Source organism: Shinella sp. WSD5-1 (genome assembly GCF_963942435.1).
Classification (GTDB): domain Bacteria; phylum Pseudomonadota; class Alphaproteobacteria; order Rhizobiales; family Rhizobiaceae; genus Shinella; species Shinella yambaruensis.
Genome location: NZ_OZ012597.1, coordinates 580,351 through 593,709, shown reverse-complemented (window position 1 = coordinate 593,709; position 13,359 = coordinate 580,351). Strand labels below are relative to the sequence as shown.

At 65.8% G+C, this 13,359-nt stretch carries 12 protein-coding genes; 7 read left to right on the top strand and 5 right to left on the bottom strand.

Features of this window, described 5'->3' with window-relative positions:
- Both AABQ55_RS25965 and AABQ55_RS25960 read right to left on the bottom strand, forming a co-directional pair.
- On the bottom strand, positions 1–852 hold the full coding sequence (locus AABQ55_RS25965) for a sugar phosphate isomerase/epimerase family protein (RefSeq protein WP_272807963.1): 852 nt from the start codon (positions 850–852) through the stop codon (positions 1–3).
- 106 nt (positions 853–958) lie between these two features.
- The gene (locus AABQ55_RS25960) at positions 959–1,894 is read right to left on the bottom strand and encodes a LysR substrate-binding domain-containing protein (protein ID WP_272807964.1); all 936 of its coding nucleotides are present in this window, start codon (positions 1,892–1,894) and stop codon (positions 959–961) included.
- Between the two features lie 171 nt (positions 1,895–2,065).
- On the opposite strand from AABQ55_RS25960, the gene AABQ55_RS25955 reads away from it, so the two are divergent.
- The 6 genes from AABQ55_RS25955 to AABQ55_RS25930 all read left to right on the top strand — a co-directional run bounded on the left by AABQ55_RS25955 (position 2,066) and on the right by AABQ55_RS25930 (position 7,696).
- Positions 2,066–2,827: an SDR family NAD(P)-dependent oxidoreductase gene (locus tag AABQ55_RS25955; protein WP_245082447.1), complete on the top strand. Its 762-nt coding sequence runs from the start codon at positions 2,066–2,068 to the stop codon at positions 2,825–2,827.
- A gap of 23 nt (positions 2,828–2,850) precedes the next feature.
- Positions 2,851–3,714, top strand: a complete 864-nt coding sequence (locus AABQ55_RS25950) for a transketolase (RefSeq protein WP_272807965.1) — start codon at positions 2,851–2,853, stop codon at positions 3,712–3,714.
- Complete coding sequence (locus AABQ55_RS25945; RefSeq protein ID WP_272807966.1) at positions 3,711–4,739, top strand: transketolase family protein; 1,029 nt, start codon at positions 3,711–3,713, stop codon at positions 4,737–4,739. The genes AABQ55_RS25950 and AABQ55_RS25945 overlap by 4 nt, the downstream gene beginning before the upstream one ends.
- A gap of 86 nt (positions 4,740–4,825) precedes the next feature.
- Positions 4,826–5,830 carry a TRAP transporter substrate-binding protein gene (locus AABQ55_RS25940; protein WP_272807967.1) on the top strand — a complete coding sequence of 335 codons (1,005 nt, stop codon included), beginning with the start codon at positions 4,826–4,828 and terminating at the stop codon, positions 5,828–5,830.
- A 73-nt stretch (positions 5,831–5,903) separates the two neighbouring features.
- The gene (locus tag AABQ55_RS25935) at positions 5,904–6,437 is read left to right on the top strand and encodes a TRAP transporter small permease (protein ID WP_245082459.1); all 534 of its coding nucleotides are present in this window, start codon (positions 5,904–5,906) and stop codon (positions 6,435–6,437) included.
- The gene (locus tag AABQ55_RS25930; RefSeq protein WP_272808151.1) at positions 6,437–7,696 is read left to right on the top strand and encodes a TRAP transporter large permease subunit; all 1,260 of its coding nucleotides are present in this window, start codon (positions 6,437–6,439) and stop codon (positions 7,694–7,696) included. The genes AABQ55_RS25935 and AABQ55_RS25930 overlap by 1 nt, the downstream gene beginning before the upstream one ends.
- Before the next feature lie 227 nt (positions 7,697–7,923).
- On the opposite strand, the gene AABQ55_RS25925 is transcribed toward AABQ55_RS25930, so the two are convergent.
- From AABQ55_RS25925 to AABQ55_RS25915, 3 genes are all read right to left on the bottom strand, one after another.
- Positions 7,924–9,429 (bottom strand): WD40 repeat domain-containing protein, encoded by a 1,506-nt coding sequence (locus AABQ55_RS25925; protein ID WP_272807968.1) that lies wholly within the window; start codon positions 9,427–9,429, stop codon positions 7,924–7,926.
- Positions 9,430–9,527: 98 nt separating this feature from the next.
- On the bottom strand, positions 9,528–10,601 hold the full coding sequence (locus tag AABQ55_RS25920) for a helix-turn-helix transcriptional regulator (RefSeq protein ID WP_272807969.1): 1,074 nt from the start codon (positions 10,599–10,601) through the stop codon (positions 9,528–9,530).
- Positions 10,602–10,772: 171 nt separating this feature from the next.
- Complete coding sequence (locus AABQ55_RS25915) at positions 10,773–11,540, bottom strand: IclR family transcriptional regulator (protein WP_272807970.1); 768 nt, start codon at positions 11,538–11,540, stop codon at positions 10,773–10,775.
- Positions 11,541–11,727: 187 nt separating this feature from the next.
- Here AABQ55_RS25915 and AABQ55_RS25910 point away from each other — a divergent pair, with 187 nt between their 5' ends.
- The gene (locus tag AABQ55_RS25910; RefSeq protein WP_272807971.1) at positions 11,728–13,302 is read left to right on the top strand and encodes an ABC transporter substrate-binding protein; all 1,575 of its coding nucleotides are present in this window, start codon (positions 11,728–11,730) and stop codon (positions 13,300–13,302) included.
- The last annotated feature ends 57 nt before the right edge of the window (positions 13,303–13,359 follow it).

The window sequence follows — 13,359 nt, the reverse complement described above, 5'->3', positions numbered from 1 at the left end:
TCAGCCACAGGCGGCCAGCGCCTCGCGCACCGCCCGCAGCGAGCGTGCGAGCGCGTTCTCGATGGTTTCGAGCGCGACGGGTCCGGCCTGGCGGACGGGCCTGGCGTCCGGATCGCGATGGAGCCGCAGCGGCAGTTCGATGCTCACCGGAAAATCGGGCAGTGCGGCGACGGCGGAAAGAAGGCGCGCGCAGCCGATCGCGCCTTCGCCGACGGGCGTGAAGAACCAGCCCCGGTCGGTGCGGCGCACATCCTTGATATGGGCGTGGGCGGACGCGGGCAGGGCGCGCACGGCGTCGCCCGCGAAATCGCCGAAATCCGGGCGGTGCGAGGCCGTGTTGGCGGCATCGTAGTTGAGCCTGAGCCAGGGGGAGGCATATGCCGCGACGAGCGCCACGCCGTCCGCCGCCGTATTGATCAGGTTGTCGCTGCCGTCGCCCGGATTTTCGAGCGCGATGACGAGGCCGAGTCGCTCGGCGCGCTTCAGCAGGCTGTCGATGTTGCGGCGGAATGCGGCTTCGCGCGCCCGGGCGCTGGCATTCGTCGCGATGACCTTCGCGCCGAGTGCGGCGGCGAACTCCATGCGCCCGGTGAAGCCCTCGACCGCGTCGTCGAGGCCGAGATCGATATGCGAGGACATCGCATGGCAGGCAAGGCCCGCCGCGCCCATCGCCCGCCGCCAGGCTTCGGCCTCCGCCGGCAGGAAGGCGGTCTCGTCGAAGGGCTCCGTGTAGCCGACGATGAAGGCCGGCTCGACATGGGTGAAACCGAGACGCGCCAAGCTCTCCAGCATCCTCTCGCGGCTGTGCCCGTCATAGGGCGCGCCGGATGCGGACACGATCCGTTCTGTCATTCCATCCTCCCGCGCCGGCCCCGCGGCCGGCATCCCGCAAGGGAACTCCTCGCCCCCGCATCACCGATAGATGCGACGGCGCGGGCGTATCGACAAACGGAAAGAACTAAAGGACCGGTGAATTGGCTTCATCAATGGCGGGAGCGGCGCCCGTCTCGCCGGCTTGCGCCTCGCCCAGCGCGGCCGTGAGCCATTCGGCGAAACGCCGCGCCAGCCGCCGCTGCGAGCCGGATTTCGGGAAGGCGAGATAATGACCGATATAGTGCACGTCCCTGGCGATACCCGTCAGCGGCGCGACGAGCTTGCCGCTCTTCAGCTCGCGATGGGCAAGGCGGGTCGATTCCAGTGCCACGCCGAGGCCGTTGGCGGCGGCGTCGATCGCCAGGAACGAGCGGTCGAAACTGACGCTCTGGATCGGCGGCGTGCCGAGGTCGTTGGCCTCGAACCAGTCCGGCCAGCGCAGGCGCTTGTTGTCGCTGCGGATCAGGACCTTCGAGAGGAGGTCGCGCGGCGTGTGGATGCCTTGCGCGAGGTCCGGCGTGCAGAGCGGGGTCACCGTCTCCGTGCCGAGCGGGATGATCACGAGATCGTCGCCCTGCGGCTCGCCGTAGATGATGTCCGCATCGAACTCCCCGTCGACGAAGCGCACATAGGTGGTGCTCGCCGCGAGGCGGACCTCGATGCCGGGATTGGCGGCGAGGAACTGCGGCAGACGCGGGGAGAGAACCTGCGCGGCGAAACTCGGCGCACAATGGAGGCGCAGGAGATGCGACCGGTTCGAGGAAACCAGCTCGATGCCGCAGCGCAGCTCCTCGAAGGCATTCGACGCATGGCTGAGCAGCGTCTGGCCGTCGATGGTCAGGCGCACCGTTCGCGTGGTGCGTTCGAAGAGCGGCGTGCCGAGCGCCCGCTCCAGCTTGACGATGGCATGGCTGACGGCGCTTGCGGAGAGATGCAGCTCGTCGGCGGCCGCCCGGAAGGAGCCGAGCCGGGCGGCGGATTCGAAGGCGCGGATCGAGGACAGTGAAATTCCGTTCAGCATTCGATTAGTGAAACAGATTCACCTACCGGTGTAAACTTCGCGTTTGAAGCCGGGGGCGGGCCTCTGCAATATCCCCGCCATCCGCCGGGCAAGGCGGAGCGGCTGCGCAAGAGACGGTGAGCCGCCTATCGATGGGCCGGAGCCGTTCGGCGTCCGGGGAGGAGAATTGACATGTTGCTGAAGGGCAAGACCGCCGTGATCTCCGGCGCGGCGAGCAAGCGTGGCATCGGCCGGGCGACGGCCGAACTTTTCGCGGAACACGGCGCACGCGTCGCGATCCTCGATCTCGACGAAGCGGCAAGCGCCGAAGCCGCCGCCTCGATCGCCGCCGTCGAGGGCGGCGCTCATCTGGGCGTGGCCTGCGACGTGACCGCAAGGGCGTCCTGCGATGCGGCGATCGCCCGGGTCATCGACGCCTTCGGCAAGATCGACATCCTGATCAACAATGCCGGCATCACCCAGCCGGTGAAGACGCTCGACATCACCGGCGAGGACTGGGAGCGCATCGTCGCCGTCAACATGACGGGCGTGCTGAACCTCAGCCAGTCGACCATTCCGCACATGCGCGGCAATGGCGGCGGCTCGATCGCCTGCATGTCCTCGGTCTCTGCCCAGCGCGGCGGCGGCATTTTCGGCGGCCCGCACTATTCGGCCGCCAAGGCCGGCGTGCTGGGCCTCGCCAAGGCGATGGCCCGCGAGTTCGGCGTCGACGGCATCCGTGTCAATTCCGTCACCCCCGGCCTGATCCAGACCGACATCACCGGCGGCAAGCTGACGGACGCGATGCGCGCCGACATCCTGAAGGGCATTCCGCTCAACCGCCTGGGCGACGCGCGGGACGTGGCGAACATCTACCTGTTCCTCGCCTCCGACCTGTCGTCCTACGTCACAGGCGCCGTCATCGACGTCAACGGCGGCATGCTGATCCACTGAGGATCGACCGACGGAGGGGCGCCATGACGGCAGAAACCGCAACCGAAAATCCCGCCCTCCTGGCGAATGTCTCGCTTGCCGAGCGGGCCTATCGCATCCGCCGCAATGCGGTGCTGATGGGCGAGGTCCAGGGGCAGGGCTATGTCGGCCAGGCGCTCGGCATCGCCGATGTGCTTGCCGTCGCCTATTTCCACGCGCTCCGCTACCGGCCGGACGATCCGCGCTGGGAGGGCCGCGACCGCTTCCTCCTGTCGATCGGGCACTATGCGATCGCGCTCTATGCCGCGCTCATCGAGGCCGGCATCGTGCCGGAGGACGAGCTCGAGACCTATGGCTGCGACGATTCGCGGCTGCCCATGTCCGGCATGGCCTCCTACACGCCGGGCATGGAGATCACCGGCGGCTCGCTCGGCCACGGCCTCGGCATCGCCGTCGGCATGGCGCTCGGCCTGAAGCGCAAGGGCTCTGACCGCTTCGTCTTCAACCTGATGTCGGACGGGGAACTGGGCGAGGGCTCGACCTGGGAAGCGGCGATGGGCGCGGCCCATCACCGGCTCGGCAACCTCGTCAACCTCGTCGATTTCAACAACCAGCAGGCCGACGGCCCCTCGCGCGACATGCTGTCGGCGGAGCCCGTCGCGGACAAGTTCGCCGCCTTCGGCTGGCATGTCCAGCGCGTCGACGGCAACGACGTCGAGGCCGTGCGCGCCGCCTTCGACACGGCCATGGCGGTCAGGGACGACCGGCCCCGCGCCATCGTCTTCGACACGAAGATGGGCAAGGGCGTGCCCTTCCTCGAAAGCCGCGAGGTGACGCATTTCATCCGCGTCGAGGCGAACGAATGGGCGCTTGCGCTCCAAGCTCTGGAACAGGGACAGCCGGCATGAGCACGACAGGCAAGGAAGCACCCGCCGCCGCGCCGGCGAAGAAGCGGCTCACCACCTCCGCCATGATCGCCTCGATCGCGGCGGAAGGGCAGGCGACGCGTCCTGCTCCCTTCGGCCACGCCCTGGTCGAGCTCGCCAAGCGCGACGAGCGCATCGTCGGCCTCACCGCCGACCTCGGCAAGTACACCGACCTGCACATCTTCGCGCGGGCCTTTCCGGACCGCTTCTACCAGATGGGCATGGCCGAGCAGCTTCTGATGAGCACGGCCGCGGGGCTGGCGCGCGAGGGCTTCGTGCCCTTCGCCACCACCTATGCGGTCTTCGCCGCGCGCCGGGCCTACGACTTCATCGCCATGGCGATCGCGGAGGAGAAGCTGCCGGTGAAGATCGCCTGCGCACTGCCGGGGCTGACCACCGGATACGGCCCGAGCCACCAGGCGACGGACGACATCGCCATCTTCCGCGCGATGCCGGACATCACCATCGTCGATCCCTGCGACGCGCTCGACATCGAGCAGGCGGTACCGGCGATCGCAGCCCATGACGGGCCGGTCTATCTGCGGCTGCTGCGCGGCCAGGTGCCGGCGGTGCTCGACGCCTACGACTACAGTTTCGAACTCGGCAAGGCGAAGGTCCTGCGCGAGGGGGGCGACGTCCTCTTCATCTCGTCCGGCATCCTGACGATGCGCGCGCTGGAAGCGGCTCGCGCGCTCGAGGGGGACGGTATTCGGGCCGCTGTCCTGCATTCGCCGACGATCAAGCCGCTCGATGTCGCGACCATCCTCGCGGAGGTCGATCGCGCCGGCCGGCTCGTCGTCGTGGCCGAGAACCATTCCCGCATCGGCGGGCTCGGCGAAGCGGTCGCCACGGCCCTGCTCGCCAACGGGCGTGCACCACGCTTCCGGCACATCGCGCTGCCGGATGCCTTCCTCGATGCCGGCGCGCTGCCGACGCTGCACGACCGCTACGGCATTTCCACGGATCGCATCGTCGAACGGACGAAGGGGTGGCTCGAAGAGGATTGAATCAGATAGGTGAGCAGCCGTCGGGAGCCGGCCGCCACGGATGTTCCATGCACTGCGCCGGAGGGCGCCAACTGGGAGGATTGAAAATGACTTTTCTGATGAAGCGGCGTGCCTTTCTGGCTGCGGGCGGCTCTGTTCTTGCCGCGCCAGCCATCCTGTCGTTCGGCCGCGAGGCGCGCGCTGCCGTGACCCTGACGCTCGGCCACGGCGCCGCGCCCGGCAATCCGCGCACTATCGCCGCCGACAAGTTCGCCGAGCTGGTGAAGGCGAAGACGGAGGGTCGCGTGACGATCAACGTCGCCGGCTCCGAAACGCTCGGCAGCGACGCGGCCATGCTGACGAGCCTGCGCACCGGCGCGCTCGACATCACCGCCAACAGCCAGGGGCCGGTTTCCGCGCTCATCCCCGAGATCGCCGCCCTCGGCCTGCCTTTCCTGTTCGAGACGGCCGAGCAGGCGATCAAGGTGCTGCAGGGCGATGTCGGCAAGGCGCTTGCCGAGCGCTTCGATGCCGTCGGCCTCGTCACCCTCGACTGGTGGGACAACGGCATCCGCCACCTGTCCAACTCGAAGCTGGCGGTCAAGACGCCCGACGACGTGAAGGGCCTGAAGATCCGCACGCCGGCCGACCCGATGACCATCGACATCTTCGAGGCGCTGGGCGCGAGCACCGAGCAGATCGCTTTCGGCGAACTTTACATCGCGCTCCAGCAGGGCGTCGTCGACGGGCAGGAGAACCCGCTTGCCAACATCGAGAGCTCCAAGCTCTACGAGGTCAACAAGTACATCAGCCTGACGGCGCACAAGTGGGAATCGACGCCCTTCCTGATGTCGAAGATGTCCGAGGCACGCCTTGGCGACGACCTGGAGGCCGTGAAGGCGGCAGCCCTGGAGGCCGGCACGCTGCAGCGCGACCTGTCGGCGCAGAAGGCCACCGAAACGCTCGAAGCCTTCAAGGCCAATCCGGCGATCGAGATCTCCGAGGTCGACCGTGCCGCCTTCGCGGCCGCGACGACCTCCGTCCTGGAGACCTGGAAGCAGAAGCCTTTCGGCGAGTTCGTGGCGCAGATCGCCGCGGCCGCCAAGGGCTGATCCTGCCGCACCGCGCGCCGCAGGCCGGTGCGCGGTCTTCATCCATCATCGTGCATATTGGGGAGGAGCACCGATGACCGATGGCTTGCTGGCTGCCGCCGATCGGATCGACAGGGCCATATCGCTGCTGTGTCGCGCCACGATCATTCTTGCCGGAGTCGTTCTCACGGTCGTCATGACGGCCAATGTCGCTGCCCGCTACACCTTTGCCGGCGGCGGCTTCAATTTCGCGCAGGAGCTGCCGACGCTGATCTTCCCATGGTTTATCGTCGCCGGCATCGTGCTTGCCGCGCAGATGGGCATCCACATGTCCGTCGAATGGATCTACGGGAAGTTCGCGGACCGGGGCCGGATCGTCGTCTTCATGATCGCCAACCTGATCTCGGTCGCGTCCTTCGCCGTGCTCGCGCGCCAGGCCCTGGTGGTCGCGGACATCGCCAGCATCGAGCGCAGCCCCGTCCTGCAGTTGCCCAACAGCATCGGTTACTACTCCATCGCGCTCAGCGCCGTGCTGGTGGCGGTTGTCACCGCGACGGCGTGCCTGCGCGTCTTCGTCAACGGCTGGGATGCCCGCCCGCAGGCGGAAACCGAGGAGATGCCGCTATGATGACCCTTGTGATGATCGTCGCCTTCTGCGTGCTGATGATGCTCGCGGTTCCCGTCGGCTATGCGCTGATCATTTCGGCCGGCCTCGCCATTCTTTCCACCGACCATGTCCCGCTCTCGATCGTTGCGCAGCAGGTCTACGACCAGACCCAGTCCTTCCCGATGCTCGCGCTGCCCTTCTTCATGCTGGCCGGGACCCTGATGCTCGGCGGCAAGCTGGGCCAGCAACTGCTCGAGCTCGCCTCGAAGGCCCTGCAGCGCTGGCGCGGCGGCGCGCTTTCCACGACAGTGCTGTCCTCGGTCGTCTTCGGCGGCGTCTCCGGCTCGGCCGTCGCCAATGCCAGTGCGCTCGGCTCGGTCCTCATTCCCTGGCAGAAGCGCCACGGCTATCCGGCGCCGCTGTGCGCGGCCAACAATGCCACCTCTGCCGTCATCGACGTGCTCATTCCGCCGTCGATCCCCATGATCCTCTATTCGCTGGTCAGCGGTGTCAGCATCGCGAACCTCTTCATCGCCGGCATCCTGCCCGGCCTGCTCATGGCGGCAAGCTTCGTCTTCGTCTGCTGGGCCATTTCGGTCCGCCGCGGCTATCCCGTGGCGAAGGAGAGGGTCCGCAAGCGCGAACTCGCCATGATGGCGGGCAAGAGCCTGCCGGCGCTGCTTCTGCCGGTGCTCATCATTCTCGGCCTGCGTTTCGGCTTTGCGACGCCGACGGAAGTGGCCGTTCTGTCGGTCGTCTATTCGCTGGTCCTCAGCCTCGGCTTCTACCGGGACCTGACCGTCAGGCGCTTCTGCGACAATGTCGTCGAAGCGGGGGTCGCGACCGGTGTCGTCATGCTCGTCATCATGGGCAGCGCAGCGGTGGGCTGGGTGCTGACATTCGATCAGACGCCGCAAATGGTGGCGCGGTGGGTTGCCGAGAACATGTCGAATCCGATCGTTATCATCCTCATGATGAACCTGCTGATGCTGATCGTCGGCATGCCGCTCGATCTGCCGCCGGCGATCCTGCTGCTTGGCCCGATCTTCGTGCCGCTTGCCGACGTGATCGGTCTCGATCGGGTGCAGCTCGGCCTGATGATGGTCATCAACCTCGGTATCGGCCTCTATACGCCGCCGATCGGAACGACGCTGTTCATCTCGTCATCGATCGCCAAGGCGTCGATGGGGGCCACGACACGGGAACTCTGGCCGTTCTTCGTGATGGCCATGCTGCTCCTTCTGGCGGTGAGCTACATTCCGGCTCTGACCCTCTACTAGACGCTTTCTCCCATAGGCCGCGGTGAAGGTTCTTCATCGCGGTCTTCCGGGTGATTTTGCTGCCGGGCATCAGAACCCGCACCATGTCGCGCTGTGGATCCTTTTACGTAGCGGACGGCCCATCGGCAGATTCGCGAAATAGACCGGCTGGGCGAACGGCGCCAGCGGGTGGTGCCGGCGCGATAGGGCATGGTGCGCCGGACCGGTCGCTCCCGCACGGCTCTCCTTCACTGTCCTTGCGCGTTGACTGCGGCTTCCCAACGCTCGGCGAAGCCGCTCTTCCGCTCTTCGTCGTTCCAAATCAGAGCCGGGCAACGGACGATGGGGCGGCATTCTCCCGCGATGCAGAGCTTGCCGTCGTCTCCTGAAATCTCGAGATTTCCCTGGCCCTGCGCGTCGAGGCTTTGGCCCGGCGCGCCCCCGAACATCTGGCAGCTCCGGTCTGATGCGCATCGCAAATGCAGGATTGTCTGGGGCGGGTCCTGGCCCATGCCGTCGAAGAGGACGATCAAACCGTTGCCGTGGATTTTGATGGGACTCATCAAACACATGCTTCTGGCGAATTCGGCGGAGTCGTCCATGCCGTCGAACTTGCTGAACCATATCCCGGAAAAGCCGTCGGGGAAGCCTCCCGCCGGCATTCGTGTCCACGCGATCGGCTCGACCCCGCTCGTGCTGAGGAGCCTTTGCCCGTCCGGACTGAAGGCAACGGAGCCGGGGGCGTTGAGATGGCCCGTCAGGACGGCTGTCCCGGCGCCGCTCTCCACATCCCAGACGCGGATGGTGCGATCCTCCGCCGCCGTGGCCACGCGCAGGCCGTCGTGGCTGAACGCCGTGTCGTTCACGTCGCCTTCGTGTCCCCGCAGCACATGGATTTCGCCTCCCGACACGGCATCGAACATATGGGCTTCGTTGGCCGATGCCGTGACGATCCGCGTACCGTCCTTGCTGAAGGCCGCCGAATGGACCTCGGAGGCGTGGGGCAGAACCAGCAGCTGGCCGCCATCTGCAGCATTCCATATCCGCGCAGTCCTGTCGTCCGATGCCGTGACGATCTTTCCGCCGTCCGAGCTGTAGCGCGCCTGGAGAACCTTGCCGGCATGCCCCTCCAGTGTCGCGATTTTTTCGCCTGACGCCGCGTCCCATAGGTCCACTGTTCCCTCCCGGCTCGTTGCGGCGAGTTGCTTTCCGTCAGGACTGAAGGATAGGGAGGTGACGTCCAGCGACGGCTGCAGAGACGCGATTGCGCTGCCGCTCGTGGAATCCCAGAGACGCACCATCCCCTCGGCGGACGCCGTGGCGACGCCTGCCCCCTTGGGGCTGAGGGCGACGGCAACGACCGGCGAGGGATGCGCAAGCTCGCCGAGCTGGCGGCCGCTGGCGATATCCCAGAAGCGCACGATCCTGTCGCCGGACGCTGTCGCGAGACGCGCGCCATCTGCGCTGAAGGCGACGAAGCCCAGGAGGCCGTCGGGCTTGTCGAGCGCCGTCGCGGCCGACAGCGCCGCGACCTCGTTCCCGCTCGCCGTATCGCAGATGCGGACAAGAAGTCCCTCGGTGGCGACGGCGACACGGCTCGCATCTTCGCTGAAGGCCGTCGCGGATATGGTGACGCTTCCGGCATCGGCGTTCCCGCAGAAGGAAAGCTTGTTCATCGTATAGAATTCGTCGGCGTCCGCCGCGACCGGCAGCAGCAGGACGGAAAGCGCGAAAGCCAGTCCGAGACGTTTCATCTGTTCCTCCTGGGAGCCTGGTCAATTTGAAGAGGGCGCTCGCCTGCCGGTTGCGCGCGCAACCAAGCCGGCATGCCTCCGTTCCGAAGCGGGGCCTCTCACCGAAACGGCTGGGTCATCGTCAGCAAGGACACGAGTTCCGATTGGCGGTGCGTGCCGGTTTTCTCGAATATGCGGGTGAGGTAGGTGGTGGCGGACCGGTCTGCGATCCCGAGGGTCCTTGCGATCGATCTGACGGTCTTTCCGGCGGCAAGCTCGATTGCAAAGCGTGTTTCGGCAGGCGTGAGGTCGAAAAGACCCATCAGGACCTGCGGGGCGGGAACGATCGACGACTTCCGCAATGCGGTGACCGCGACGATCAGATCGCCTCCGGGAAACAGGTCGTGGGCGCTGCGATGGAGCGGCAGGACATGAATAACGCACGCCTCGCGGCCCTCCCTTGCGCCAATCGCTATGGACTGGATCTTTTCGCCCGGTGCTAGCCCCGTCTCGATGACCTGTTGCAGCAGGCGGTTTGCCGGGATGTCCGCGATCGCCAGCCGCCCGAAGGCGACAGGCATGAAAAGGTCGGTCAAACCGTCGAACAGCGCATTGGCCGACAGGACCCGGCCGTTGCCGCCCAGCACGGCGGCGGGCAGGCCGATCGCCTGCAGCGTCGATGTCGTCGCCTTCGCGCGCTCCAGCCCGAGATGGGCGGCCATCAGGCCGGCCCGCGCCAGATGCGGGAGAAGGCGGTCAAGCGTCGCTATGTCTTCCCGGGAGTGGGGGCCGTCGGCCTTCCGCCTGGTGAAATCGTAGATCACGAGTTCGCCCGTCGGAAGCGGCACGGCGGCGGCGACCTCGCTGCCCAGCCCCAATGCATCGAGCCTCTTGCGGCACGGATCGCACGCGATCAGCTCCGCCGGAAAGTAGTCGTTGAGGATGGCGAAGCCAAAGAACGGCCTCTTCTGGGCATATGCGACGCGGGAACTGTCGCGCCACTGTTTCGTGCTTTCGTGGGCGACCTCGGCCACCTCGTCCGTGGCCCTGTACTGGACGGGACGGGCGTCGTCATAGACGAAGAGGGCCCCGCCCGGCGAACGGACGAGCGCGCCGATGTCCTCAAGCACGCGCATCCAGCCCTGCGGCTGGAAAGCAGCCTCGTAGATTCGCTCGATCAGGCCGTTTTCCATGCAGCCGTGCTCCGTCAGACCGCCAAGAGCCGGATGCTATACCGGATTCGTCCGCTCGTCTGTCGCTGTTCGACGACTGGCGTGCCTTGACCCGGACTGCGGCGGAAGTTGACGGGTGCCGTTTCCTGATGGCATCGGCCGGACTTGCCGACGCTCCCTCCGGCCGTACCTCTACCAGCCGAGGCCCTCCGATATTTTCCTGGAGGCGTCCTTCAGAAGGGCAATATAGCGCGGAATATCGTTGTCCTGTGTTCGAAAGGCCGGCGCGGCGATGTTCACGGCAGCGATGACCGAGCCGTCGAAGGCGAGCACCGGGACGGATACCGACACAAGCTGATCGCTGACCTCGCCGCGGCTGACGCAGTGGCCGGCCTCGCGAACGCGTTTCAGCTCTGCCTCCAGCCTCGCACGGGTCGTGATGGTCCGGGGGGTGAAGCGCTCGAGCTTGTCGGGAATCATCTGCGCCTGGACCTGCGGCGGCAGGTAGGCGAGCAGAACCTTGTAGGAACCCGCATGAAGCGGCCGGCGCCTTCCGATCATGGAATGCACCCGGAGGTCCCGTGTCGGTTCGAACTTGGCGATGCAGAGAGATTCGCCGTTGTCGATGATCCTCAACTGGGTCGTTTCATTCACCTTCTGCCCGAGCTCTTCCAGGATCGGGTTGGCTATTCTGACCAGATCGACCTGCGTCGATGCGGCCGTGCCGAGCACGATGGCGGTGTTTCCGAGCCGATAGGTCCCACCGCTGCTCTTCCGGACCAGTCCACGGCGTTCCATTGTGCGTAACATTCGCAAGATTCTTGGCTTGGTCTCGCCAATGTTCCTGGCGATGTCGGCCAGCCTGCAGTCCGGATTCTTCGCGACATCCAGAAGCACGTCGATGCAGACATCAACCGATTGAACAGTCGATCTTTTCTCTTCTTTTTCCTCGTCGTTCATGGAGAATTTTCCTTAGAGGAATGATCCTGTTGCCATTCAAGGCAGTGTATTACGTTCAGCGTAACATGCTGGTTTTCCGTTTGACAATGGGTGTCCGGGGAACTTACGTTTTTGTTCAAGAGAGGCTCAGAACCCCTCGTCAGGCTGGCGTTAGACCGGCAGGAAACTCCAACTGGGATTTAATCAGATGACCGCAAAGATATTGACGCGGGCAGCCGTCGCGCTGCTCGGCACGATCGCTATTCCTGCACTCGCCGCCGCGCAGGAGACACCGCTGACGATCGGCATGTCGACAACACCCACCACCATCGATCCGCATGAGGACAGCTCCGCGCCCAACAACGCGACATCCCGGCATATCTGGGACAGCCTCATCAACCTCACGGGCACATCAGCCAACGACCCGGAACTGGCTACCGAGTGGAAGGCCATCGACGCCACCCACTGGGAATTCAAGCTGCGCGAGGGTGTGAAGTTTCACGACGGAAGCGCATTCGACGCCGATGACGTCGTCGCCTCGCTGCTGCGGGCCCGCGACAAGCCGAGCCAGGGTTTTGCCTCCTACACCCGCAATATCGCGAACGTGACCGCAAAGGACCCGCTCACCGTCGTCGTGGAGACGAAGGTCCCCGATCCCCTCATCCTCAATTCGGTCAGCCGTATCCGCATCATCAGCGCCGACTGCAAGGACGCGCCGGTCCAGGATTTCGACAACGGGAAGTGTGCGATCGGGACAGGGGCCTATTCCTTCGTCTCTTATACGCCGGGCGGCGAGCTGACGATGAAGCGGAACGAGGACTATTTCGCCGGCGCGTCGCACTGGTCGAACGTCACCTTGCGCTTCCTGCCCGACGATGGCGCCCGGCTGGCGTCGCTTCTGTCGAACGAGATCGACATCATCGAGGCCCTTCCGGCCGACGGCATGGCGCGGGTCGAGGCAAGCGACAGCCTGCAGGTCATCAACGGCCAGTCCTCGCGCCTCGTCTATCTCGGCATGGAAGTCAGCCGCGACGCGTCGCCCTTCGTCAAGGCCGCGGACGGTTCCAACCTCGACGAGAACCCGCTCAAGGACATTCGCGTCCGCCGCGCAATGCTGATGTCGATCAATCGACCCGCCATCGTCGACCGCGTCATGCAGAAGAACGGCACCGTCGCCGACCAGTTCGTGGCGGAGGGGTATGCCGGCCATAGCGACGCTGTCGAGAGCGTGGCTTACGATCCGGCCGCCGCAAAGGCGCTCCTGGCCGAGGCGGGTTATCCGGACGGCTTCAGCCTGACGCTGCACGGTCCTTCCGGCCGCTATGTCAAGGACGCCGAGGTGCTCCAGGCCGTCGGCCAGATGTTCACGCGCATCGGCATCCAGTCCAAGGTCGAGGTGATGCCCTGGGCCATGTATTCGGAAGCCTATGCGCAGGGCGAGTACAGCACCTATCTTGGTTCATGGGGCGTCAACACCGGCGAGACGACCAATCCGACGGTCGCTCTGGTCGCCACGCGCGACGAGGCGAAGGGAACCGGGCGCTACAATGGCGGCGGCGTTTCGGATCCGAAGATCGACGAGGTGCTCGCCCGCGCGAGCTCGACCCTCGACGAGGCGGAGCGCGCTCCGCTGCTCGAGGAACTGTCGAAGCAGACCTTCGACAATCTGTGGATCCTGCCCATGCATTACGAAAACGTCGTGCTCGGCGCCCGCAAGTCGGTCGCCTACACGCCGCGTGGCGACAAGTACACGCTCGCCTATGAAGTGAAGCCCGCAAACTGACGGCGGGCCGGGGGCCGTGCGAGGCGGCCCCCATCCATGACTTTCCAGGAGACGATC

Excerpts from the sequence above, each read along its gene's own strand:
- AABQ55_RS25965 (WP_272807963.1), bottom strand. The coding sequence starts at position 852 with ATGACAGAACGGATCGTGTCCGCATCCGGCGCGCCCTATGACGGGCAC.
- AABQ55_RS25960 (WP_272807964.1), bottom strand. The coding sequence starts at position 1,894 with ATGCTGAACGGAATTTCACTGTCCTCGATCCGCGCCTTCGAATCCGCC.
- AABQ55_RS25955 (WP_245082447.1), top strand. The coding sequence starts at position 2,066 with ATGTTGCTGAAGGGCAAGACCGCCGTGATCTCCGGCGCGGCGAGCAAG.
- AABQ55_RS25950 (WP_272807965.1), top strand. The coding sequence starts at position 2,851 with ATGACGGCAGAAACCGCAACCGAAAATCCCGCCCTCCTGGCGAATGTC.
- AABQ55_RS25945 (WP_272807966.1), top strand. The coding sequence starts at position 3,711 with ATGAGCACGACAGGCAAGGAAGCACCCGCCGCCGCGCCGGCGAAGAAG.
- AABQ55_RS25940 (WP_272807967.1), top strand. The coding sequence starts at position 4,826 with ATGACTTTTCTGATGAAGCGGCGTGCCTTTCTGGCTGCGGGCGGCTCT.
- AABQ55_RS25935 (WP_245082459.1), top strand. The coding sequence starts at position 5,904 with ATGACCGATGGCTTGCTGGCTGCCGCCGATCGGATCGACAGGGCCATA.
- AABQ55_RS25930 (WP_272808151.1), top strand. The coding sequence starts at position 6,437 with ATGACCCTTGTGATGATCGTCGCCTTCTGCGTGCTGATGATGCTCGCG.
- AABQ55_RS25925 (WP_272807968.1), bottom strand. The coding sequence starts at position 9,429 with ATGAAACGTCTCGGACTGGCTTTCGCGCTTTCCGTCCTGCTGCTGCCG.
- AABQ55_RS25920 (WP_272807969.1), bottom strand. The coding sequence starts at position 10,601 with ATGGAAAACGGCCTGATCGAGCGAATCTACGAGGCTGCTTTCCAGCCG.
- AABQ55_RS25915 (WP_272807970.1), bottom strand. The coding sequence starts at position 11,540 with ATGAACGACGAGGAAAAAGAAGAGAAAAGATCGACTGTTCAATCGGTT.
- AABQ55_RS25910 (WP_272807971.1), top strand. The coding sequence starts at position 11,728 with ATGACCGCAAAGATATTGACGCGGGCAGCCGTCGCGCTGCTCGGCACG.